We start from the raw sequence: 22380 nt of genomic DNA, 5'->3' as shown, positions 1-22380 counted from the left end.
AGCGGTTCTTGCGGCGGTTGCGTCCGCCGGATGCGCCCGTCTCCTGCCTGATCCCGATTCATCCAACCACCGAGAGAACGCTATGCAGCCCAGAGCACTGGCCTTGACCATCGCCGTAACGCTCGCCACGCTGGCGCCCTGCGGCGGTGCCGCGTTGGCGGCCGATCCGCCGGTCCCGGCCCCGGCCGCCGCCCCGGCCCAGGTCCCGGCGCCGGCCTTCACCCTCGCCCCCTTGCCCTATCCCGCCGACGCACTGGCGCCGGTGATCGACCAGGCGACCATGGAGATCCACCACGACCGCCACCACGCCGGCTATGTGAAGGCCCTGAACGAGGCCGTGGCCGCCACCCCGGAGCTTCAGGGCAAGACCCTGGAGGCCTTGCTGGCGGGTGCCTCCAAGTCGACGGCGGTGCGCAATCTCGGCGGCGGTCACTACAATCACGCCCTGTTTTGGACCCTGATGGCCCCGGTGGGTCAGGGCGGCGAGCCATCGGCGGCGCTGAAGGCCCGGATCGATAAGGATTTCGGTTCCTGGGATGCCTTCACCAAGGCCTTTGAGGAGGCGGGCCTGAAGCGCTTCGGCTCCGGTTGGGTGTGGCTGATCTGGACCGGGGACAAACTCCGGATCATCTCCACGCCGAACCAGGATAACCCCCTGATGGACGTGGCCGAGGTAAAGGGCCAGCCGATCCTCGCCAATGATGTCTGGGAGCACGCCTACTATCTGAAGCACCAGAACAAGCGCGGGGACTACCTCAAGGGCTGGTGGCCGGTGGTGAACTGGACCCGCGTCAACGGGCTCTTCGACGCGGCGGCGGGGTAGGCGGCCACAATACCCCCTTCGGCGGGGGCGCGGGTGGCAACCCGTGCCCCCAGGGCTTCTCAATCGCATCGATAACGGACATGATTAGCCGATGGATGTCTTTCCCTACCCAGTAGCCCGTATCGGCATCATCGGCGGCGGCCAGCTCGGGCGCATGATGGTCAAGGCCGCCAAGCGCCTGGGCTGCACCTGCGTGGTGCTGGACCCGACCCCCGGCTCGCCCGCCGGGCAGGTGTCCGGGCACCAGATCGTCGGCGACTATCATGATCCGGCGAAGCTGCGGGAACTCTGCGAGTCCTGCGACGTCACCACCTTCGATATCGAGGACATCGACAGCGACACCCTGGAGGAACTGGCGCGCGAGGGCCGCCGGATCTATCCGTCCCCCCGGGTGCTGGCGGTGATCCAGGACAAGCTGACCCAAAAGCAGGCCCTGACGGACGCCGGTATCGCCACCGCGCCCTTCATCCCGATGCCGGAGCCCACGCCTGAGGCCTTTGCCGCCTTCGGCTATCCGCTGGTCCAGAAGGCACGCCGGGGCGGCTACGACGGGCGCGGGGTGGTCGTCATGCGCAGCGCGGCCGATTATCCCCAGCACCTCCCGGTGCCGTCCCTGGTGGAGCGCTTCATCCCCGCAACCAAGGAGTTGGCGGTGCTGGTGGCGCGTGGGCGCGACGGGGACTGCCGCTGCTACCCGGTGGTGGAGATGCAGATGCGCCCGGCGGGCAACATGCTCGACATGCTGCTGGCCCCGGCCGAGGTCTCGCGGGTGACCGCCGCCGCCGCCGCGTCATTGGCCCAGCGCACGGTGGAGTCCCTGGATGGCGTCGGGGTCTTCGGGATCGAGCTGTTCCTGACCGAGACCGGGGACCTAATGGTCAACGAGGTGGCGCCGCGCACCCACAACTCCGGCCACCACACCATCGAGGCGAACATGACCGACCAGTTCGAGCAGCACCTGCGCGCCGTGCTCGGCCTGCCGCTGGGCGCCACCGATCAGCTCTCGCCCGCCGTCATGATCAACCTGCTCGGCGCGCCCGGGCACCGCGGGCGCCCGGTCATCAAGGGGCTGGCCGCCGCGCTCGCCATCCCCGGGGTCTGCGTGCACATCTACGGCAAGGCCGCGGCCGCGCCCCTGCGCAAAATGGGCCATGTGACGGTGCTCGACCGGGATCTGGCGAGCGCCCGGCACAAGGCCGAGCGGGTCCGCGCCATCATCGAGATTACCGCCGAGGACCATCCATGAGCACCACTGTGAATGCAACGGCGCCCGGCCCGGGCGCCCGGCCGCTGGTCGGGATCATCATGGGCAGCGACTCGGACCTGCCGGTGATGCAGGAGACGGCCGACCTGCTGCGCGAGTTCGGCATCCCCTACGAGATGACCATCGCCTCCGCCCACCGCACCCCCAAGCGTCTCTATGACTATGCCGAGAGCGCGGCGGCCCGCGGCCTGCTGGTCATCATCGCCGGGGCCGGCGGCGCCGCCCACCTGCCGGGCATGGCGGCGGCCCTCACCCCGCTGCCGGTCATCGGGGTGCCGATCAAGACCTCCGCCCTCTCGGGTCAGGACTCGCTGCTCTCCATCGTGCAGATGCCCGCCGGGGTGCCGGTGGCCACCGTCGCCATCAACGGCGCCAGGAACGCCGGCATCCTCGCCGTCCAGATCCTGGGGACCGCGGACCCGGCCCTGCGGGCGCGGATGGTCGCGTACAAGCAGGGGCTGGAGGCGATGGTGTTGGAGAAGGCGGGGCGGATGGAGGCGGGGGCGAGCTGATTAGATTCGGTTGATCCTCGGGCGGGACGGGGCATTCGCCTCGTCCCGAGTGTTTATTGTCCCTGATCACTGCCGTGGGCCTGTGAGTCCTGAGAAAGCGTTGCGGACGGGGCGAATGCTCTGTCCCTCCCGAAGGAGAAATCATGCTTGGAGTGTTTGCCAACCGCAACGTGGAGCGGGACTTCGTTATCAACGAGTTTGAATTGCGCGCCGAGAATGAGTGTGATGTCTACATTGCCTCCGCGTTTTTCACTAATTTCGAGGTTGTCGAGCGCCTGCTAGCCAAGGGTTGTAAGGTCTTTATGGTGGTTCGCCTGGGCTTTCCTACCTGCCCCGAATATCGCGCGGGCAATCAAGCAACCTAACATCCAATTGCGTGTCTACACGAGCCCCCGCTTCCACCCAAAGCTCTACATTTTCGGCGACGTAGTGGCCTTGGTCGGGTCCGCCAATCTCACGCGGTCCGCACTCAGGGAAAACCAAGAGGTCGTCATCAGCGTCGATTCGAGCGACGACCGGTTTGTCGAACTCAGGGCGATCTTTGAAGGTTATTGGAACGGGGCGGACGTGCCCACCGACGCCCAATTGGCGATCTACAGAGAATTCTATAAGCAATTCGCCAAACACGACGCGGCAGCGGAGGCCCTCGGCCAAAAGGTGCTCGACAAGCTCGGGGGCACTCAAAGAGTTCGGCCAAGCCAATATCCAATAACTCATTGGTTGGTGTAACCGAGAGGAGTTGCCAATCATTAATGGACGCACCACCAAAGTCCTATGCTACTGCGGTTCAAGAGTGCGTCAGATTTGAGTGCGTCATGCCACGCAGAGGATGGGTTTCGCTGCGCTCTACCCATCCTACGGGACTGGACAATGCTGCCTTGCGGGCGGCTTCCGCTGCCAATACGCGACTCAACAAGCCCACTGCCCGTTGGTTTAGTTCTGTTGATTCACGTACGCGGGGAAGCGGCAGTATCGCCAGCACCAGCCAGTTCGCCGCGTCCCAGGAGGCGGGGTTCGGGAACAGTTCGCACTCGATGCGATCTAGAAACCGCTGGAGTATCGGCGCCGGTGCATGGGGCAGCAGCCGCTCCCCGAGCCCGTCCGCCTCCAATGCCTGGCCTTGTTGCGCCCGGGACTGTTCGACCTGAGCGTTCAGACGGGCCACCAGACTGGACCGGCCCGCGAACTGGGATTGTCTCGTGGGGACCGAGAAGCCATGGACAGCGATGGCGCGGCCGACCTCGTCGGAGTCCACCGCACGCCGCCCGGCCAGGGTGTAGGGCGGCCGTATCAGCAGGGTTCGGCCGCCATCGCGCACCAGTGCCCAGCCCTCCTCGGGGATCAGTGCCAGGATCTCCAGCATCTCAAACCTCCACCAGGTTCAGGGACAGTTCGGGCAACAGCGTCAGGACATCGACGAATGCCTGGCCCAGGGCCCGCTCACCGGCATCGAGCTTGCGGTTGAAGCTGTCGAAGGCCAGGTCCCACAGGGGCTGTTGCTCATCCGCGGTGATCCGGACCTCACAAACTCTCGACCTCAAACCCGACCACCGTGCGCCGCTTGCGGCTGAATTCGACGCCGATCAGGTGGATCGGCTGGCCGCTCGCCCGGTAGGGGTCGGCATAGCCGCGGTCCTTGAGCTGCTGGAGCGCGCCCCCCGCGGCGGTCAGTTCGACGACTTTGAACTCGAACAGATACACCTGGTCATTGAAGCGCAGGGCCAGGTCCAGGCGTCCGGCGTTGCTGCTCTCCTCCGGGGTCAGGTCCAGACCGAGCGAGGCGAAGCAGGCGTAGAAGACGCTGGCGTAATAGCCCTCGTAACGGGCGATGGGGTTGTTGCGATACCAGTCGCCCGGGATGCCGTCGAAGAAGGCGGTGAAGTGCTGCGAAAGGCCCGCGAAGTCGTTGGCTTCAAGCAGGCGGTAGAGCGACTTGCGCTGGCGTCCGTCAGCCGCGGCGGCCGGGGTCCAAGCCTCCAGCAGGGCGGTGTTGAGGCTTTGGTAGACCTCGCGGTTAGGATAGCGCAGGCGGTAAAAATAGCTTCCGCTGATGAACTCCTCGCGATCGATGGTGAGATAGCCCGACTGAAACAGCAGGGCTTCGGTACTCATGCGGTCGACATCGAAGGCTGAGAGCAGTGCGGCGTCGGTTTCCAGTTGGCCCAGTTCGGGGAGCCAGACCTGGCGCTGGGTCAGGACATCGATCAGAAAGGTCGGTGTTGCGGTCTCAAACCACCATGGCCGGAACTGGCGCTCTTGGAACAGCAACAACAGGTCGAAGGGATTGTAGACTGCCTCGCCGGTCCAGTTGTAGCCGTTGTACCAGGTGCGGATCAGGTCGCGGTCGAGACCCGCGAGCTCGGGGGTGAAGACCTGGTCGAGGTCCGCCTCGGTATAGCCGCAGATGGCCGAGTAGTCGCGCGAAACCGTGATATCGCGCAGGTTGTTGAGCCCCGAGAAGAGACTGACCTTGCTGAATTTGCTGACCCCGGTCAGGAAGGCAAAGCGCATGTCGGCGTCGGCGCCCTTGATCACCGAGTAGAGGTTGCGCAGCCCGTCGCGAATCTCGCGCGCGGCGTCCGGGTCGGTCAGGTTGTCGAGGATGGGCTTGTCGTATTCGTCCACCAGGACCACCACGCGCTCACCGTGCTGGGCGTGCGCCGCGCTGATCAGGCCGTGGAAGCGTCCGGAGATGCTGCGGTGGGGGCTCCTGACGCCGAGCCTGGTCTCGTTGTCGGTCAGCAGTTCACCGATCTTTTCGTCCAGTTCGACGCGGCTGCGCAGGACGCCGTCGGCGAAGCTCAGCCGGACGACCGGATAGCGCCGCCCCCAGTCCCAGCGTCCGTGCGCCTGGAGCCCGCGAAACAGTACCTCGGTGCCGCTGAAGACCTCGGCGAGCGTATCCAGGAACAGTGACTTGCCGAAGCGGCGCGGGCGCGACAGGAAATAATACTTGCCCTGTTCGATCAACTGCAGGGCAAAGCCGGTCTTATCGACATAGTAGCAGTCGCTCTCGCGGATCTCGCGAAAGGTTTGGATGCCGATGGGGAGGATGCGACGGGTCATGGTGACGCTTAGCGAGGCCCCTCAGACCGACGAGTCGGCGGCCACGGTAGCGGTGCCCGCCCCGGGTCCGAGGTCATCGTGGTCGCGACGGACCCCGCCAGTGCGCGGGCGGGGCCACCCTGATCAGTCGTGTACCACCTTGAACATGTCGTGGCGGGTGACGATGCCGACCGTGGTGCCGGACTCGTCGACCACCACCAGTCGGCGGGTCCGCGCCTCTTCCATGCGCGCGATCGCCTCGGTCAGGGGGGTGGCGCCGGTCACCGTCTGGACCGGGTGACTCATGATCCCGCTCATATGGGTCACGACCAGGTCGACGCCCTCGTCGCCCAGGCGGACCAGGTCGCGTTCCGTGACGATCCCGACCGGGCGGCCGTGACGCTCGACGATCACGCTGCCCAGGTGCCGGTCGGCCATCACGCGGACGGCCTCGCGCACCAGCGCGTCCTCGGGCAGGGTGACCACCCCGCGGGTCATGATGGCGTTCACGTCGGTATCGGCCAGGAGGTCCTTCGTCGTCAGGCGGTCGATCAGGTCCGCTTCGCTGATGATCCCCGCCACCCGGCCAGCTTGGTCGGTGACGATGAGGTGGCGGACCCGCCGTTCGGCCAGCAGGTGGTAGGCGTCGCGAACGGCCGTGTCGGTCGGGGCGGTGAGCGGGGGCGTGCGCATCGCCTCACTGACCGGTACCGCCTCGGGGTCCCGGTGCTGCGCGGCGAAGCGCACCGCGTCGCGCTCGGTGAAGATGCCGACGGGGCGCTCGGCGTCCGTCACCACCAAGGCGCTGATGCGTTGCCCGCGCATCACGGACAGCGCCCACTGGACCGAATAGTCCGCGGGAACCGCCGTGGCCGGGGATGTCATGATGTCCGCCAGGGTCGTGGGCAGCAGGCCCGCGGCGACGGAACCGTTAGCAGATGGGGACGGTTGCAAGTGCGGGCACTCCCAGAGCCAGTAATATCGATCACCGAGCGACTAAGACTAAAAGCGCGACGGCTTAAGCCCCCACGATAGCCGGGCTTGGCGTGTCCGTCAAGATTGCGGTGCCTTCCCGGCAGCGATCAGCGTCGATTTCAGGTTATGCTTGGGGAACTGGGCCGCGTCGGGCCTCTCCGACCCGTGCCGGCGTCCCCTGGACCGAACCGGAGTTAGCCGTGGACATCGCAGAATTACTCGCCTTCAGCGTCAAGAACAACGCCTCCGACCTCCATCTCTCGGCCGGCCTGCCGCCGATGATCCGGGTGGATGGGGATATGCGTCGCATCAATGTTCCGGCGTTGGAACACCGTACCGTGCACTCGCTGGTCTACGACATCATGGATGATAAGCAGCGCAAGGACTACGAGGAGTTCCTGGAGACCGACTTTTCCTTTGAGATCCCAGGGGTGGCGCGCTTCCGCGTCAACGCCTTCAACCAGAAACGGGGCGCCGCGGCGGTCTTCCGCACCATCCCGTCGAAGGTCCTGAGCCTGGAGGACCTGAAGGCCCCGCCGATCTTCAAGGACATCGTGAACGTCCCGCGCGGCCTGGTGCTGGTAACGGGGCCGACCGGCTCCGGCAAGTCCACCACCCTGGCGGCCATGGTGGACCACTTAAACGACAACGAGTACGCCCACATCCTCACGATCGAGGACCCGATCGAGTTCGTGCACACCAGCAAGAAGTGTCTGGTCAATCAGCGCGAGGTGCACAAGGACACCCTGGGTTTCAGCGAGGCCCTGCGCTCGGCGCTGCGCGAGGACCCGGATATCATCCTGGTGGGTGAGATGCGTGACCTGGAGACCATCCGGCTGGCGCTGACCGCCGCCGAGACCGGCCATCTGGTCTTCGGCACCCTGCACACCACCTCCGCGGCCAAGACCATCGACCGTATCATCGACGTCTTCCCGGCGGCGGAGAAGGACATGGTGCGCTCCATGCTCTCGGAGTCCTTGCGCTCGGTCGTGGCCCAGACGCTCCTGAAGAAGATCGGCGGCGGGCGTTGCGCCGCCCACGAGATCATGATCGGCACCCCGGCCATCCGTAACCTGATTCGCGAGGCCAAGGTGGCGCAGATGTACTCGGCCATCCAGACCGGCCAGGCCCACGGAATGCAGACCCTGGATCAGAATCTCAAGGATATGGTGCAGAAGGGCTTGATTTCTCGTAAGGATGCCAAGACCAAGGCCCAGAATAAGGACGACTTCATGTAGGCGCGCCGCCGCCCTCGGTTCACCCTGCCACCCGCGCGCGCACCGGCGGCCGCCTGCCTAACCCTAAACGCTTCAAGGTACTGACCATGGACCTGAAACAGGCGATGGAAGAACTGCTGTCGATGATGGTGAAGAAGAAGGCGTCGGACCTGTTCATCACCGTCGGCTGGCCCCCAAGCATCAAGGTGGACGGCGTGGTGCGCCCGGCGGCCAAGGACAAGCTCACCGCGGAGCAGGTGCGGGACCTGGTCTTCCTGCTCATGAACGAGCGTCAGAAGGCCGAGTTTCTGAAGACCAACGAGTGCCAGTTCGCCATCGATCGGCCCACGCTCGGGCGTTTCCGCGTCAGTGCCCTGGTGCAGCGCGACGCCGCCGCCATGGTGCTGCGCCGGATCGAAACCAAGATTCCCACGCTGGAGGAACTCATGCCGCCGCCGGCGCCGCGGGAGGCACCCCGGCGTGCCCCACAGGTGCAGGAGGGAGGCGTTCGCCCGCCGCCGCCGAAGGAGGAACCGACCTTTCCGCCGGTCGTGAAGACGTTGAAGGACTTCGCCCTGACCAAGCGCGGCATGGTGATCTTCGTCGGCGGGACCGGGACCGGCAAGTCGACCTCGCTTGCGGCCCTGGTGGGCTACCGCAACCATCTGAGCACCGGCCACATTATCACCATCGAGGACCCCATCGAGTTCGTCCACGACCACGACGGGTGCATCATCACCCAGCGCGAGGTCGGCGTCGATACGGAGTCGTTCGAGGTGGCGCTGAAGAATACCCTGCGCCAGGCGCCCGATGTGATCCTGATCGGCGAGATCCGCACCCGGGCGACGATGGAGTATGCCATCACCTTCTCCGAGACCGGGCACCTGGTGCTCGCCACCCTGCACGCCAATAATGCTAACCAGGCCCTGGACCGCATCATCAACTTTTTCCCCTCGGAGGCGCACAATCAACTCTTTCTGGACCTGTCATTGAACCTCAAGGCGGTCGTCGCCCAGCAGTTGGTCCCGCGCAAGTCCGGTCAGGGGCGGCGCGCCGTGATCGAGATCCTCATCAATACCCCGCTGGCCGCCGACATGATCCGCAAGGGCGAGGTCCATAAGCTCAAGGAACTGATGAAGAAATCCCGTGAGCAGGGGATGGTCACATTTGATCAGGCCCTCTATGACCTCTATCAGGAGGGGGAGATCAACTACGAGGAGGCCTTACGGTTGGCCGACTCGGCGAACGAGGTCCGGCTCATGATCAAGCTGCAGGGCGGCGGCGAGCAGCACGACGCCATGACGCGCGCCATCTCGGAGATCTCGCTCATCGAGCAGGAGGACGACGGGATGCCGTTGCGGCTGGGTGATTAGTACCCCCGAGGAACGGTTCACTAAGAGGTTAACCACGTCTATCAGGGCAAATCCATTAGGGAGTAGCTGCAGCGTCGTTGTCGTTGTCGTTGTCGTTGTCGTAATCGAGGTTATCGTAACGCCCTGGATTCTCTCGCACCCCGAATTGCATCTGTTGTCCGATTACGACAACGACAACCATGGCGTTTGTGCTTGACTTGTTACCTCACCCCCCCGATTTCCTCCGGCGCATCCGCCGCCCCTCAACTCAATGGTTCCGCTATGGCCGCGCGCACGACACCGCCCAACCTCGTCCACATTCTCTGGATCAAGCCGTCGCATTACGACGATGACGGCTATGTGATCCAGTGGTGGCGCTCCTCTCTGCCGGCCAACAGCCTGGCCACGGTCTACGGCATCGCCCTGGACTGCGCGCAGCGCCGCGTCCTGGGCCCCGAGGTCGAGATTCGCGTGCGGGCGCTCGACGAGACCAACAGCCGGGTCGACCCCGCCCGCCTGGTGCGGGAGCTTCAGGCCGGCGGCGCTCGGGTGCTGGTGGGGCTGGTCGGGGTGCAGACCAACCAGTATCCCCGGGCGCTGGACCTGGCCCGCCGCTTCCGCGCCTTGGGCGTGGCGGTGGCGATCGGCGGCTTCCATGTGAGCGGCTGTCTGGCGATGTTGAAGGAGCGGCCGGTGGAGTTACAGCAGGCCCTGGACGGCGGCATCACGCTCTTCGCCGGGGAGTTGGAAGGGCGCCTGGAGGGGATGTTACAGGACCTGATGGGGGCGGGGCTCAAGCCGCTCTACAACTATCTCCTGGACCTGCCGGACATGACCGGTACGCCCACGCCCATCCTGCCCGCCGACCGGGTGCGCCTGACCATGGGCCGGCGGGCAAGCTTCGACGCCGGGCGCGGCTGCCCCTACCAATGCAGCTTCTGCACCATCATCAACGTCCAGGGCCGCAAGTCCCGGCATCGCGACGCCGACGACGTGGAGCGCCTGGTGCGCGCCAACTGGGCCCAGGGCATCACGAACTTCTTCATCACGGATGACAACTTCGCCCGCAACACCCAGTGGGAGGCGATCTTCGACCGGCTCATTGCGCTCCAGGGGCAGGGGATCGTCCTGCAGCTGGTCATCCAGGCCGACACCCAATCGCACCGCATCCCCCATTTCATCGAGAAGGCGGGCAAGGCCGGCGTCACGCGCATCTTCATGGGGATGGAGAGTATCAACCCGGATGCGCTCAAGAGCGCCCAGAAGGGCCAGAACAAGATCACCGACTACCGCGCCATGCTCCAGGCCTGGCACCGCGCCGGGGTCCTGACCTATGCCGGCTATATCCTGGGGTTCCCCAACGACACCCCGCAGACCATTCGGCGCGACCTGGCCATCATCCAGCGCGAGTTGCCCGTGGATATCCTGGAGTTCTTTATCCTCACGCCGCTGCCCGGCTCCCTGGACCACCAGCGCCTGGTGGAGGCCGGGGTCCGGCTGGACCCGGACATGAACAACTACGACACCCAACACGTCACCACGGACCACCCGCTCATGAGCGCGGACGAATGGCTGGGCATCTATCGCGAGGCCTGGGACCGCTTCTACAGCCCCGCGCATGTGGCCACGGTGCTGCGCCGCGCCCGCGTCTGGGGCTACGACCCCAAGCACATGATGAGTAAGCTGTTCGCCTTCCACGCCCCGATCGTCTATGAGCGCCTCCACCCCCTGGAGGGCGGCCTGTTGCGCATCAAGCGCCGCCGCGAGCGACGCCCGGGACTGCCCATCGAGCACCCGGCCGTCTTTTACCCCAAACTCGCGCTGGAGTTCGTCCGCAAGTACGCGGGGGCCTATCTGATGCACCGGCGCTACCAACGCATCCTGGCCCAGGTCCTGGCAGAGCCGGCCGGTACCTATACGGACGCCGCCATGGCACCCGTGGATGAGGCGGGCGACGAACACCTGGCGCTCTTTACCGCCACCGCGGCGGCCCGAGAGTTTGTGCAGAAGCGGCGCTCGCGTAAGGCGGTCCTCGGCGGCACCTAGGCGCTTGCCGGCGGCCTATTCCTGCACGATCAGGTCAGGCCCGGCACTACCCGACCACCACCTCATCCCAGTCGAAGATCGGCTGGGCCAGCGGGGGCTGGATGAGGGTGCCCTGGGCATAGCGCACGCCGCTGGCCCAAACCGGGCCGATCAGGGCGGGGTCGTCGAGGCCCGGGCGCGAGCAGCGCGGTCTCCAGGATCAGCGCCAGGTACTTGGGTCCCGTAGCAGGCCGGGCCGCCGCGTCATGGTCGTCGGCGGTGCGCAGATCGATCCCCTGTTCTGCGAGCAGCGCAGCGAGACGCTTGGGTAGCTTGGGGTCGGTACCGAGGTACAGGACCTTGGGCTCGATGGTCTGTGCGCTATCGTTACGGTCGTACATTTCGCTCCGGCGGCAGTCCGCCCGGCCCTGGATGCGGATAGTCAAACCACAGCAAAGCGGGACCGCAAGCGGCGGTAGGGCGTCACAAACCCAACAGTGCCCCGCGGATCAGCGGGCGGGCGACGCGGGCGCATCATCCTATAATCCACAGATGGACACAGATGAACACAGATTTTCTTCGGCTTGTCATGCGCTTATCGCTATTGTTTCAGGCACCGGCGAGGTCAGTCCCCGGTCAAGTGTAAGTTAATGAATCATCTGTGATAATCTGTGTTCATCTGTGGATGACTGCGCTTTCCGGGATTGTCGATGCGTGCCGATGCGTGCCGGCCGTCAGGGCAGGATCTCGACCGGGATACCCTGGGTCGTGAGTGACCAGATCTCGTCGATTTCCATATTGGTGACGGCGATGCACCCGAAGGTCCAATCGCCGGAGCGCTTCTCACTGCCCGCCGTGGGGGTGCCGTGGATCATGATCAGACCGCCCGGGTCGTTGCCTTTCACCCGTGCCCGCAGGCGATCGCTCGGGCTTGGATAGGAGATACGCAAGGCCTTGCGGTACTTGCTCCGGTCGCGGCGCTGATCGATGAAGTAGCGCCCCTCTGGGGTACGCCCGTCTCCCTGATAGCGCTTGTGGCCGGTCGGCTGGTAACCCAACGCGACCTTGTAGGTACGCAAGGCGGTGTTGCCCCGCATCAGATAGAGACGCCGTGCCGATTTCTTGACGAGGATCCGGTCGGCGAGCGGCAGTGCGTCCGTGCGCTCAGCCGCGGCCGGTGCGGCGGCGGGCGCGGGCGGCCGCGGGGCGGGTTTGCTCAGCCAGGGCAGGGAGAAGGCGTGGGCGGCGAGTGGGCTGACAAGGGCGCCGAGCAAGAGCAGTGAACGGTAGAAATTGCGCATGTTGACCAGCTGGTTGCGAGGGGAAGTTAAGGTGTTGCCTAGTTTACCCACCTGGCACGGCTGGCGCTATCGCCAGGGTGCGATCAGAACTGACGTGGTGACCGAGATCCCGGGTGCGCTGTCGTTGTCGTTGTCGTAATCGAATAATCCGACCACGATTACGACAACGACAACGACAACGACAACCGGTCCGTGAGAATGTCCGGTAGCTGTTCCCTACCGCGACCGCCGGTGTGGCAACCTGGTCGGTTCCGGGTTGCAAGCGCGGGCGTTGCGCCCGCGCTCCCGGAGCGGCCGTTTCGGCCTCCCCCGTTGGGGAGCCGACCGCCCCGTCTGATCGCCCATTACAAGGACGCGAACTCCGGGCCATGCCGATAGATCCGAATCACCCCGCCGTGGCGCAGGTCGTTGGCCGCGACCGGGTTCCAACGCATCAGGTCGCCGACGCTCACGTCGTAGCGGCGGGCGATGCCATCCAGGGAGTCGCCCTTGCGCACCCGGTGGTTGACCAGGTTGGCGGCCGTCATGCCGCCGCCCGGGTCGGCGCTGTCCCGGCCTGGGATGCGCAGGCTCTGCCCAGGGAGCAGGGGCTCGCGCGGCTGCATCGCGTTCGCTTCGGCGAGTTCGGTCAGGTCCACCTTGCGGGCGCGGGCGACGGACGCGAGGGTGTCACCGCCCTTGACCACATAGACGGTGGTCGCGGACTTAGCCGTCGGTGCTGGTGTGCTCGGTCGGGCAAGTGCCTGGGCGACCGCCCTTGGGTTGGCGACGGCGAGCGGCGTGGCCGCCATGACCCGGGACTGGGGCAGCGCGGCGGTGACGCGCGTGCCGGTTCCGGCCGGGACCACCAATTGTCCCGGACCCTGCGGGGATGTCTGGCCGCGCTTGAGCCCGGCATTGAGCGTCTGCAACTGTGCGAGCCCGATACCGCTGGCCGCGGCGACGCGCGCCAGGTCCACGGGCCGATCCGTGCGCACCACCTCCAATTGGGGCGCGCTCGGCACCGGCGGCAGGTGCACCCCGTTTTGCGCCGGCTCTGCCACCATGCGGGCGGCCGCCAGGATCTGGGGGACGTAGTTCTTGGTCTCGTTGGGCAGGTTCAGGGACCAGAAGTCGGTGGGCAGGCCGCGTGCACGGTTGGCCGCCTGCGCGGACTCGACCCGGCCCGGGCCGCAGTTGTAGGCCGCCATGGCCAGTTCCCAGTCGCCGCCCAGGCGTCGCTGGAGTTGTTGCAGATAGTCCATGGCCGCGCGGGTGGAGGCCATGACGTCGCGCCGCTCATCCTGCCAGGCGTCCTGGCGCAAGCCCATCTCGCGGCCGGTGTAGGGCATGAACTGCCACATGCCGGCGGCCGCCACCGGGGAGGTGGCCGCTGGGTTGTAGCGGCTCTCGATGTGGGGGAGCAGGGCCAGTTCGGCCGGCAGCCCACGCCGTTGTATCTCGCCGATGACCACATGGAGATAGGGTTTGGCCCGTTCCGAGAGCTTCGCCAGGAATTGCGGGTCGCGGCGGAAGGCGCTGACCTTCTCGTCGATGCGCCCGTTGGCGTGGAGATTGAGCTTCATGTCGGCGCGTACACGCGTCCACAAATCGGCGCCCGACCCCTGGGGGCTGCGCCCCGGGCGGGTGCCGCGTGGTGCCTCCCCGGCGGGGCGGACGTAACCATATTCGCGGGCGGAAACGAGACTGCCGTAGCCGTCCTCACCGGCGGTGTAGCGGGCCTCTTTGGTGGCGCAGCCGGAGACGGCAAGCGCGGCAAGAAAAATGGAAAAAGGCGTGCCTGAGCGACGCGCCATGCGTGTAAAAGATCTCATCGAACCCCCGGAGCCAAGCGTAAGTGCTTGGTTTAAATCGCTTCTCACGAGTTATACGGGTCATGATACGCAAACCTGGCGGTCATTACCAGACCTTAGACCCGGGCATGAGCGCTGGGGGTACGGGGACAGGGCGCCCGTTACCGGCTACCATGGGCGGCCTTCGGGGACCTGCGAGCGCCGGTGCGCCGTGGTCTTGCGCCTGACGTTGGGGGGCGCCGGCGCGGGCCGGGTTCGCGCGCTTGCGGCCCCTTCACGTTTTACCGCGCCCTCATAGAGGCAATTGAATGACCGGTTGCAGAGGCCCAGGCTCTTCCTTCGCAAGTCTCGAGCACTGGTACCGCACGCCCCTTGGCCGGGAGGTGGCGGCCAGGGAGGGGGACTGCCTGATGGAACTGCTCCACGATACCTTCGGCTACTACCTGGTGCAGATCGGCGTCGGCGCCTGCTTCCCTGAGGTCTTGGCGGCGAGCCGCATCCGCCATCGGGTGCTGGTGCCCGCCCAGTTGCCGAACGGACCGCACGGCCTGGAAGTCGTGGCGAATCCGCAGGCGCTGCCGCTGGCCGCCGACGCCGTCGATGCGATACTGCTGCCCCACACCCTGGACTTCGCGGCGGACCCGCGGCTGGTGTTGCGCGAGGTGGAGCGGGTGCTGATCGCCGAGGGGCGTGTGATCATCCTGGGGTTCAATGCGCTCAGCAGTTGGGGCCTGCTGCGGTTGCTGTACCGGTCGCGCCGGCGCGTGCCCTGGTGCGGGCGCTTTCTTACCACGTACCGGGTCGAAGACTGGTTGTCACTCTTGGGGTTCGATGTGGAAGTGCGCAAACAACTCATGTTCAGGCCGCCCATGCGCGGCGCCCAGGGGCGCCGCCTGGCGGTGCTCGATGCCCTCGGGCGGGGGTTGTGGCCGGCCCTGGGTGGTGTCTACGCGATCAAGGCGGTGAAGCGTGTCTCTACCCTGACCCCGTTGCGGCCGTCGTGGAGCGCCCGCCACGCGCTGCTGGCCGGCGGGGCGATGGAGCCGAGCACCCGCCAGGGTCTGTCGGGGGCCGGCCGGGGCGGCCCTTGTGCCCGCGGTGGTTACGATGTCTGAGCCGGTTCTGGCCTTTACCGACGGCGCCTGCAAGGGTAACCCCGGGCCCGGGGGCTGGGGCGTCCTGCTGCGCTACGGTGCGATCGAGAAGGAACTGTGCGGGGGCGAGCGTGCGACCACCAACAACCGCATGGAACTCATGGCCGTGATCGCCGCGCTGGAGTCGCTCAAGCGGCCAACCTGCATCAAGGTCACCACCGACTCCCAGTATGTCAAACGCGGCGTGACCGAGTGGATGACCAACTGGAAACGCAACGGCTGGCTCACCGCCGGGCGCCAGCCGGTCAAGAACCGGGACCTCTGGGAGCGGCTCGACGGCGCCCTGACCCCCCACCAGGTCAGTTGGCACTGGGTCAAGGGCCACGCCGGTCACGCCGAGAACGAGCGCGCCGACCGCCTGGCCAACCAGGGCATCCCGCGCTGAGAGGCTGAACTATGCGTCAGATCGTCCTGGATACCGAGACCACTGGGTTGGACCCCCGGGAAGGCCACCGCCTGATCGAGATCGGGTGTATCGAGCTGATCGATCGCCGGCTGACCCGCAACAATTTCCACCAATATCTTCAACCGGATCGGGAGATCGACGCCGCGGCGGTGGAAGTCCATGGAATCACCAACGAGTCGCTGCGCGACAAGCCCCGCTTTGCGGAGATTGCCGAGGCCTTCCTGGAGTATGTGACGGGGGCCGAGCTGATCATCCACAACGCCGCCTTCGACTGCGGCTTTATCGACAGCGAACTCAAGCGCTGGCGCGACGACGGGGCGCGAATCAATGCCCTGTGCGCGGTCACCGACACCCTGGCGCTGGCGCGCCGCCTGCACCCCGGCCAACGCAACAGCCTGGACGCGCTGTGCAAGCGCTACAGTGTGGACAATTCCCACCGGGACCTGCATGGCGCGCTGCTCGACGCTGAGATCCTGGCCGACGTCTATCTGGCCATGACCGGCGGGCAGGTGGTCATGCATCTGGGCGGGGAGCCGCAGTTCGAGCCCGGGGGCCGCAAGGCCGTGACGCAACGCGGGCGTTTGGACCCGCTGCGACCGCGGCTGCGGGTGGTGGCGGCCGATGCCCAGGCCCAGACCGCCCACGGCGCCCGCCTGGCTGCCATCGACAGGGCGAGTAGCGAGGGGTGTCTGTGGCTGGCGGAGGAACCGGTCGGTTAGTGAACCGTTCCTTTGCGCTACCTACTCCACCCCCAACGCCTTGAACGCCGCATCCACCGGGTCCGCGTAGAACGAGGTCTGAAACTTGGCGAACAGCTCGCCGGGGATGGTCGCGATGTCGCGTACGCTCGCCATCGGCAACAGGAGCCGCTTGGCGCCGGAGTCGAAGGCGACTTGCAGGCACTCGGCCAGGTTCTCCACGGGGATCAAGCTCCCGCCCAGGCTCATGTCGCCGAGGACGACCAGTTGCCCTTGCAGCGGCTTCTGCATGATCCCCGAGCACAAGGCGACGAAGCTCGGCAAAGTCATCGCCCTGGTGGCCCCCGTGTTGTGCAACTCGACGACATGCAGGTGATAGTCGTGATCGCCGGCCCTTGCCAGTCCACTGACCCGGCTGAGATTCGCCTTGAAGTAGTCGAACGCGACCTTCACCGCCTCCTTGGCCCCGCTGTTCGATCCCAGGCCGGACACATTGAACCGGCCGTTGCCGGCCGTGGTCTGGGTCTCCAGTCGGTAGAGACCCAGATGACCGCTGGCGCCGGTAGCCACGGTATGCAGCACGCCCGGATTGAGCGGGCCATCCGGAATCAGCTTGTCGCCCCCTTGCTCCGGTACGCTGACGAATCGCTCGTCGCGCGTCTCCTGGTCGATGTAGGAGAAGTGCACATCGAAGAACTCCATGCCGCCGATCTTCTTGAGCTGCTCCTTCACCCGGCGGCGCGCCTCCAGCGCGTACTCCAGGCAGCGGCGCACCGCCTCCTTGTCGTAGGCCCCGTGGGGATAGAGCAGCTTGAGCAGGCCCGAGACGGTGCGCCGCACGGCGATGGTGTCGCGCTGATTCAGGTTGTTGCCGAGCTTGAAATACCGGTCGATGGCATCGGAAAAGTTGCGCTTGCGCATCTCACGCATGAACTCGGCCAGGTAGTCGGTGATCAGCCCGTACTGATTGGTGAAAAACTCCGGGCGCATCTTCGGGACTTCCCAGCCGGGGATGTAGGCATGGAAACGGTCGAAGAAGGCGGAGTCGATCATCGACTCCGGGAATGGCGCCAGCAGGTGGCTGGTCTTCACCAGGGTGTCCACCGGCTGGTTGAGGTTGCCCACGAACACCATGCTCGCCGAGGCCTGGATGGCATCGCGCCCGCGGGCGAAGGACCCCGAGGCCATGAAGTCCTTCATGATCTGCACGCCGTCCTTGTCCTTGAAGGAGATGCCCGCCACCTCGTCGAAGGCCACCACATCCCACAGGCCCACCAGCCCCACGAGACGGCGCGCCATGTTGTAAAACAGGTTGGCCACCGTGGTCTGGCCGCCCGAGATGAGGATGCTGTTGGGGCTGATCTCCTTGTAGATGTGGCTCTTGCCGGTCCCCCGCGGTCCCAGCTCGCAGCAGTTGTAGTTGTTCTCGACGAAGGGGACCATCCGCGCCAGCAGGTGCCACTTGACCCGCTCGGTCAGATTCGCCGGTTCCATCCCGGTGGAACGGCACAGGACATCGATCCACTGGGCCTCGGAGAACGCCAGGCGTCCCTCGAACAGCCCCGCCAGGTCCATGTTGGGCATCTGGATCGGTTTGAGGTCGCCGATGGTGAAGGGCGAACCCTTCTGTCCCTCTTCAAAGAAATATTGAACCGTGACGATGCACCAGATCCCGCCCACCAGCAGCTTCTCGAACTGCTTCACGTAACTTCCCGGGATCACGGCATCCTTGACCCCCAGGTTCGACAGCAGGGCCTCGTAGAGGTCGCGGCGCTCGTTGAGCCGCACCGTTACCTTGTCGATGACCTTGTAGCTGCCCCGCTCCTTGATCTTGGACTTGACCTTCTCCGCCTCATCCGGCCGCACATAGTTCTCGGCCAGGATCGTCTTCACCGTCTCCATGCCATCGCGGATGATCGCCTCGTCGTCCGACGCGCAGTACATGCCGAGCAGGTACTCCAGCACGTAGACAGGGACGTTCGCCCCCTCCTTGATCAGCTTGGTGAGATCCTTGCGCACGACCTTGCCGGCAAAATGCCGGTTCAACAAGCCATCTAAGTCATTCATATCCACAGAAGCTGTACAGTCAGGCGAATGAAGATTAAGAGTTTATCCACAGATGACACAGATGAACACAGATAAATTCTTCTCTTCATCTGTGTTCATCTGTGTCATCTGTGGACCGATTCCTTCTTATCATCGATGGACGCATGATGACGCCACCACGCCGTCAAGATCGACGGTATCCACAGAGGTTCCGGGTTCAGGCAAAGAAAGACGAAGAATTTATCCACAGATGGACACAGATAAACACAGATAAATTCAGTGCGCGTCTCTTCATCTGTGTTCATCTGTGTCATCTGTGGACAATCTCTTTCTTGTCATCTGCGGATCAGAATATCAAGCGCTCGTATTGGAGTCTGGCCGCGCCGAAGTTGAGGATGAGGCCGCGTTTGAGTCTTGACGCTTTCAGATAGTTGAGCAACTGGGCTTTCTCCCCGCCGCTGATTGCGGACAGTGCCTTGATTTCGACGAGCACTGCCTCGAAACATACCAAGTCAACGCGGTAGACCACAGACAGCTTTTCGCCTTTATAAAAAATCGGGATCGGACATTCCGTCTGAAACGGAATATCTCTTCGCCGAAGCTCCAAGGTCAAAGCCTCATGATAAACCCGTTCCAGGAAGCCATGCCCCAACTCCGAATGAACAGCCATCGCCGCACCAATAATCGCAAAGGTCTGCGGGTCCGTTTCTCTATCCACTGATATTCTCTCCAAATGGGGTAAAGAAGAATGATTATCCACAGAGGTTCCGGGTTCAGGCAAAGAAAGACGAAGAATTTATCCACAGATGGACACAGATGAACACAGATAAATGCAGCGCCCGTCTCTTCATCTGTGTCCATCTGTGTCATCTGTGGACAATCTCTTTCTTGTCGCCGACGATTCGTAAGTGAAGATCATTATCCACAGATGACACAGATGTTCACAGATGAAGAGAAATATCTGAGTTCATCTGTGTCATCTTTGAAAAACTTGTCTACCGGAATACCCGGCGGATACTGGCCGGAGCCTGGCAAGCCCTCTTATCTGTGTTCATCTGTGGACAAAATTCTTCCTTCCATCGTTACCCTCTGTGGATCAGAAGTCGTTAATGAAGGCCAGGTCGATCGTCACGTCGAAGCGCGCCTCTTCCACCCCGGTCTCGGTGTCGCGCAGGATCAACTGGAAGACCTTCTTGCTGTCGAAACGCCGCCCCTCCAGGGTCAGGCTCACCGTCTTCTTCCACTGGTTCATGTCGGTCGAGGGGCTGTCGAAGGTCAGGGTCTCGACATTGGTGACTGGGTCCGCGCCGTCGTAGATCGCCACCTTCAGCGTGACCGGCTTGACCCGCTCGCCGACCGGCTCGGTCTGGATCAACTGGAAGCGACAGCGGTTGGTCGTGACCTTGAAGTTGCTGCCGAGGACGCTCACGCCGACGGTGCGCGTCCGCGTCTTGGCCGCGCTGCCCGTCTCCTTGATGTGGTGCACGCGGATGATCGGCACCACGACCTCCTGCGGCATGGCCCCGCCATGCACGAACCGCGAGCCGCCGACGAAGTGGAAGCGGTTGGCGCCCTTCGGCACCCAGAATTCCATGCCGCCGCCGGCCCCGGCGGTGACCGCGGTGGTGCCGTGCCAGGCTTGGTCACTGGCAGGCAGGTTTCGACCCAGAAGATAGCGCTTCTTGGCCAGGAGGGTGCTGGCGGGCTTGCTGGCCAGGGTGTTCTTGTCGGTCTCACCAGGCGGTGTTTCCTGGAACAGGAAGCCATGATCGGCGGTGATGACCAGGTGATTGCCATTGAGACTGTTGATGATCTTGCTCACCAGATCGCACAGTTCATTGATCGCCTTGCGCACCGCGCCGAAGGTCTGCCCCTCGGTCGATGCCTTGTCGCCGACCGCGTCCACCTGGTCGTGATAGACATAGACCACCCGGTACGGCTTGACGAAGGCGCGCCCCTCGTCCTTCTTCATGGCCATGAAGACCTCGGCCCGGACCGCCACGCCCTGCACCGCTTCCAGCACTCGACCCCGCTGCTCCAGCGAACCGCACGGCAGGCCATCGACCCGCACGGTGCCGCCCTCGTCATAGTCGAGCGCCTGATGGGGCAGTAAGGCGGCCATACCGAGTCCCGTGTAGGACGGCAGCACGCCAAGCTGGGCGGACAGGTTCGCGTCGAAGCGGTACTTGCCGTTGAGCAGGCCGTTCAGTTCCTGCGCGATCTCGAAGCGCAGGGCGTCGCTGATGATCACGAAGACCCGGCGGTCGGTCCCTTTTGCCAGCACACGCCCGACTTCCCGGTCAAAGAATGTCTGCTGATTGGGTAGCCCGTCGATCCGCCAGGACCCGAGCAGACCCGTCCCCAGATGCTTGTTCCACTCCAGCGCCAACTCCGCCACGAAGCCCGCGCCATAGACCTGCTCGACCTCCTTGCGCAAGGACTTGAGGATATCCCAGTCGTGGGACTCCGCGTAATCCGCGGCCTCGCAGAACTGGCGATAGAGCTGATCGAAGCGATACAGGCCCCCCGTGTAGGCGGTCAGCAGCGCCTGCGCGTTCGGTTGCGCCAAACCGCCGAGGTGCGCGTTGCGCAGGTCGAACAGGTCCGCGGCGGTCTGCAGGGCCTCGTAGACCGCGTACAGTGAGCGGCGTGGCGCATGGGGGGTGTCCGGTAGCGCCCGCGACGCCCAGTAACCGTCCTGCCGGTGCGCGGCGATGGCCCGGACGGCCTGGGGCTTGATGCTCTGCGCGGTCTCCAGCACCCGGTCGCGCAAACGACTGGCGATGACCTGCTCGACCAGCAGGAAGGTCTTCACCTCGGCCAGGGCCTCGATCTCCAAGGCCCCCAAGTGTTGCGTGAGCTTCACCGCATCCGCCACACCGGCCGAGAGGCGTTCATAGGAAGGCCCCCGGGTGCTGCTGTCACGCCACTGGGCGAGGCAGACCACCGCATTGGCGGCCCCCTGGCGCCCCAGCGTGAGCGGCTTGAGGCCCTCCGGAAGCGGCCCGCGGCAGGCGTGACTGAGATCCGACACCAAGAGCCGGATCAGCAGGTTCTTGAGTGTCGGCGCCCCTTCCTGGTAACCGAACTGGCCCCCGGCCAGGTCCCAGAAGGCCGCCTGGACGCCGAATTTTCCCATCTCCTCCCACGCGGGCGGGAGCGCGTCGAACTGGCCCTCCGGGAGGGCATCGAACAAGGCGATCAGGACATTGAAGAACTCCGGCTGATCGGACTTGGCGAGCACCGCGATGATCTTGCGGTCGATGTCGAGCGCGTTGTCAGTGGGGTTCACGAGCCGCTTCAGCCGCTCCAGCCGGTCCCGGCTGGTGAAGAACCGCGCCCGCTCCGCCAGGTGCAGGCGCAACGACTGCTGGGTCAAACCAAGTTCATTGAGCATCATTGAGGCGCGGTCCGCCCGGAAGCTCGCGCTGTACAGGCGGACGTCGAGCAGCCAGTCCTGTTCGACCTCGGGCGGCTCGCACGGGGCATAGAGCAGATAGCGGCCCCGGGTATCCGTCAACTCCAGGCGGACCTTGACCTCCAGCCCGCAGACCTGGTCGAGGCGCAACAGGGTCACATCATCCAGCTCGAGTTCAGGCAGGATCTCCTCGAACTCCCGCTCCGGGTCGTTCCAGAACACGATGCGATGGCCTTGCGCGACGAACTGATCCTTCAGCGCGCTTTCGATACGTTGACTATCCATTGGTAAACCGCTACGCCTATTCGTCGATCAGGAGGAATTCGTTATCCACAGATGTCACAGATGAAC

Annotated in this window: 21 protein-coding genes; 11 read left to right on the top strand and 10 right to left on the bottom strand. The window is 64.8% G+C overall.

What is annotated here, in order from left to right:
* The first annotated feature begins 82 nt into the window (after positions 1–82).
* The 5 genes from THSYN_RS20550 to THSYN_RS20530 all read left to right on the top strand — a co-directional run bounded on the left by THSYN_RS20550 (position 83) and on the right by THSYN_RS20530 (position 3328).
* Positions 83–823, top strand: coding sequence for a superoxide dismutase (locus tag THSYN_RS20550; protein ID WP_100920771.1), 741 nt, complete (start codon positions 83–85; stop codon positions 821–823).
* A 91-nt stretch (positions 824–914) separates the two neighbouring features.
* Complete coding sequence (locus THSYN_RS20545) at positions 915–2069, top strand: 5-(carboxyamino)imidazole ribonucleotide synthase (protein ID WP_100920770.1); 1155 nt, start codon at positions 915–917, stop codon at positions 2067–2069.
* The gene (gene purE, locus THSYN_RS20540; RefSeq protein ID WP_100920769.1) at positions 2066–2599 is read left to right on the top strand and encodes a 5-(carboxyamino)imidazole ribonucleotide mutase; all 534 of its coding nucleotides are present in this window, start codon (positions 2066–2068) and stop codon (positions 2597–2599) included. The genes THSYN_RS20545 and purE overlap by 4 nt, the downstream gene beginning before the upstream one ends.
* Positions 2600–2742: 143 nt before the next feature.
* Positions 2743–2964, top strand: coding sequence for a hypothetical protein (locus THSYN_RS20535; RefSeq protein ID WP_157817819.1), 222 nt, complete (start codon positions 2743–2745; stop codon positions 2962–2964).
* Between the two features lie 7 nt (positions 2965–2971).
* Positions 2972–3328 carry a phospholipase D-like domain-containing protein gene (locus tag THSYN_RS20530; protein ID WP_157817818.1) on the top strand — a complete coding sequence of 119 codons (357 nt, stop codon included), beginning with the start codon at positions 2972–2974 and terminating at the stop codon, positions 3326–3328.
* Between the two features lie 58 nt (positions 3329–3386).
* On the opposite strand, the gene THSYN_RS20525 is transcribed toward THSYN_RS20530, so the two are convergent.
* The 4 genes from THSYN_RS20525 to THSYN_RS20515 form a co-directional block, all read right to left on the bottom strand.
* Positions 3387–3962, bottom strand: coding sequence for a hypothetical protein (locus THSYN_RS20525; RefSeq protein ID WP_100920766.1), 576 nt, complete (start codon positions 3960–3962; stop codon positions 3387–3389).
* 1 nt (position 3963) lies between these two features.
* Positions 3964–4140: a hypothetical protein gene (locus THSYN_RS34190; RefSeq protein WP_157817817.1), complete on the bottom strand. Its 177-nt coding sequence runs from the start codon at positions 4138–4140 to the stop codon at positions 3964–3966.
* Positions 4121–5665, bottom strand: a complete 1545-nt coding sequence (locus tag THSYN_RS20520) for an ATP-binding protein (RefSeq protein ID WP_100920765.1) — start codon at positions 5663–5665, stop codon at positions 4121–4123. The genes THSYN_RS34190 and THSYN_RS20520 overlap by 20 nt, the downstream gene beginning before the upstream one ends.
* A 123-nt stretch (positions 5666–5788) precedes the next feature.
* The gene (locus tag THSYN_RS20515) at positions 5789–6598 is read right to left on the bottom strand and encodes a CBS domain-containing protein (protein WP_100920764.1); all 810 of its coding nucleotides are present in this window, start codon (positions 6596–6598) and stop codon (positions 5789–5791) included.
* Between the two features lie 221 nt (positions 6599–6819).
* On the opposite strand from THSYN_RS20515, the gene THSYN_RS20510 reads away from it, so the two are divergent.
* The 3 genes from THSYN_RS20510 (at position 6820) to THSYN_RS20500 (ending at position 11234) form a co-directional block, all read left to right on the top strand.
* Entirely contained in the window at positions 6820–7857 is a 1038-nt protein-coding gene (locus tag THSYN_RS20510) for a type IV pilus twitching motility protein PilT (protein WP_100920763.1), read from the top strand.
* Positions 7858–7943: 86 nt separating this feature from the next.
* A complete protein-coding gene (locus tag THSYN_RS20505; protein WP_216644597.1) occupies positions 7944–9209 on the top strand; it encodes a PilT/PilU family type 4a pilus ATPase in 1266 nt (421 codons plus the stop codon).
* A 261-nt stretch (positions 9210–9470) separates the two neighbouring features.
* The gene (locus THSYN_RS20500) at positions 9471–11234 is read left to right on the top strand and encodes a B12-binding domain-containing radical SAM protein (protein WP_100920762.1); all 1764 of its coding nucleotides are present in this window, start codon (positions 9471–9473) and stop codon (positions 11232–11234) included.
* Between the two features lie 62 nt (positions 11235–11296).
* Here THSYN_RS20500 and THSYN_RS34185 read toward each other — a convergent pair whose 3' ends face one another.
* The 3 genes from THSYN_RS34185 to THSYN_RS20490 form a co-directional block, all read right to left on the bottom strand.
* The gene (locus THSYN_RS34185; protein ID WP_157817816.1) at positions 11297–11614 is read right to left on the bottom strand and encodes a hypothetical protein; all 318 of its coding nucleotides are present in this window, start codon (positions 11612–11614) and stop codon (positions 11297–11299) included.
* Between the two features lie 333 nt (positions 11615–11947).
* Complete coding sequence (locus THSYN_RS20495) at positions 11948–12514, bottom strand: L,D-transpeptidase family protein (RefSeq protein WP_100920761.1); 567 nt, start codon at positions 12512–12514, stop codon at positions 11948–11950.
* A 344-nt stretch (positions 12515–12858) separates the two neighbouring features.
* Positions 12859–14310: a transglycosylase SLT domain-containing protein gene (locus THSYN_RS20490; protein ID WP_236848630.1), complete on the bottom strand. Its 1452-nt coding sequence runs from the start codon at positions 14308–14310 to the stop codon at positions 12859–12861.
* A gap of 305 nt (positions 14311–14615) precedes the next feature.
* On the opposite strand from THSYN_RS20490, the gene THSYN_RS20485 reads away from it, so the two are divergent.
* Genes THSYN_RS20485 through dnaQ form a run of 3 tightly spaced genes read left to right on the top strand, consistent with a single transcriptional unit; the run spans position 14616 to position 16586 of the window.
* Entirely contained in the window at positions 14616–15422 is an 807-nt protein-coding gene (locus tag THSYN_RS20485; protein ID WP_100920759.1) for a methyltransferase domain-containing protein, read from the top strand.
* The gene (rnhA, locus tag THSYN_RS20480; protein ID WP_100920758.1) at positions 15415–15846 is read left to right on the top strand and encodes a ribonuclease HI; all 432 of its coding nucleotides are present in this window, start codon (positions 15415–15417) and stop codon (positions 15844–15846) included. Before THSYN_RS20485 ends, rnhA begins: the two co-directional genes overlap by 8 nt.
* Positions 15847–15857: 11 nt before the next feature.
* On the top strand, positions 15858–16586 hold the full coding sequence (gene dnaQ / locus THSYN_RS20475) for a DNA polymerase III subunit epsilon (RefSeq protein ID WP_100920757.1): 729 nt from the start codon (positions 15858–15860) through the stop codon (positions 16584–16586).
* Between the two features lie 21 nt (positions 16587–16607).
* Here the strand turns inward: dnaQ and brxL are convergent, their stop codons facing one another.
* The 3 genes from brxL to pglZ form a co-directional block, all read right to left on the bottom strand.
* Positions 16608–18632 carry a protease Lon-related BREX system protein BrxL gene (gene brxL / locus THSYN_RS20470; RefSeq protein WP_100920756.1) on the bottom strand — a complete coding sequence of 675 codons (2025 nt, stop codon included), beginning with the start codon at positions 18630–18632 and terminating at the stop codon, positions 16608–16610.
* 325 nt (positions 18633–18957) lie between these two features.
* Complete coding sequence (locus tag THSYN_RS20465; RefSeq protein WP_100920755.1) at positions 18958–19329, bottom strand: GxxExxY protein; 372 nt, start codon at positions 19327–19329, stop codon at positions 18958–18960.
* 378 nt (positions 19330–19707) lie between these two features.
* On the bottom strand, positions 19708–22314 hold the full coding sequence (gene pglZ / locus THSYN_RS20460; protein WP_100920754.1) for a BREX-1 system phosphatase PglZ type A: 2607 nt from the start codon (positions 22312–22314) through the stop codon (positions 19708–19710).
* Positions 22315–22380: the final 66 nt, after the last annotated feature.

Source organism: Candidatus Thiodictyon syntrophicum, from assembly GCF_002813775.1.
GTDB lineage: Bacteria > Pseudomonadota > Gammaproteobacteria > Chromatiales > Chromatiaceae > Thiodictyon > Thiodictyon syntrophicum.
This window is presented reverse-complemented; position numbering and strand designations above follow the sequence as displayed.

Excerpts from the sequence above, each read along its gene's own strand:
- THSYN_RS20550 (WP_100920771.1), top strand. The coding sequence starts at position 83 with ATGCAGCCCAGAGCACTGGCCTTGACCATCGCCGTAACGCTCGCCACG.
- THSYN_RS20545 (WP_100920770.1), top strand. The coding sequence starts at position 915 with ATGGATGTCTTTCCCTACCCAGTAGCCCGTATCGGCATCATCGGCGGC.
- purE (WP_100920769.1), top strand. The coding sequence starts at position 2,066 with ATGAGCACCACTGTGAATGCAACGGCGCCCGGCCCGGGCGCCCGGCCG.
- THSYN_RS20535 (WP_157817819.1), top strand. The coding sequence starts at position 2,743 with ATGCTTGGAGTGTTTGCCAACCGCAACGTGGAGCGGGACTTCGTTATC.
- THSYN_RS20525 (WP_100920766.1), bottom strand. The coding sequence starts at position 3,962 with ATGCTGGAGATCCTGGCACTGATCCCCGAGGAGGGCTGGGCACTGGTG.
- THSYN_RS20520 (WP_100920765.1), bottom strand. The coding sequence starts at position 5,665 with ATGACCCGTCGCATCCTCCCCATCGGCATCCAAACCTTTCGCGAGATC.
- THSYN_RS20505 (WP_216644597.1), top strand. The coding sequence starts at position 7,944 with ATGGACCTGAAACAGGCGATGGAAGAACTGCTGTCGATGATGGTGAAG.
- THSYN_RS20500 (WP_100920762.1), top strand. The coding sequence starts at position 9,471 with ATGGCCGCGCGCACGACACCGCCCAACCTCGTCCACATTCTCTGGATC.
- THSYN_RS34185 (WP_157817816.1), bottom strand. The coding sequence starts at position 11,614 with ATGTACGACCGTAACGATAGCGCACAGACCATCGAGCCCAAGGTCCTG.
- THSYN_RS20495 (WP_100920761.1), bottom strand. The coding sequence starts at position 12,514 with ATGCGCAATTTCTACCGTTCACTGCTCTTGCTCGGCGCCCTTGTCAGC.
- THSYN_RS20490 (WP_236848630.1), bottom strand. The coding sequence starts at position 14,310 with ATGGCGCGTCGCTCAGGCACGCCTTTTTCCATTTTTCTTGCCGCGCTT.
- THSYN_RS20485 (WP_100920759.1), top strand. The coding sequence starts at position 14,616 with ATGACCGGTTGCAGAGGCCCAGGCTCTTCCTTCGCAAGTCTCGAGCAC.
- rnhA (WP_100920758.1), top strand. The coding sequence starts at position 15,415 with ATGTCTGAGCCGGTTCTGGCCTTTACCGACGGCGCCTGCAAGGGTAAC.
- dnaQ (WP_100920757.1), top strand. The coding sequence starts at position 15,858 with ATGCGTCAGATCGTCCTGGATACCGAGACCACTGGGTTGGACCCCCGG.
- brxL (WP_100920756.1), bottom strand. The coding sequence starts at position 18,632 with ATGAATGACTTAGATGGCTTGTTGAACCGGCATTTTGCCGGCAAGGTC.
- pglZ (WP_100920754.1), bottom strand. The coding sequence starts at position 22,314 with ATGGATAGTCAACGTATCGAAAGCGCGCTGAAGGATCAGTTCGTCGCG.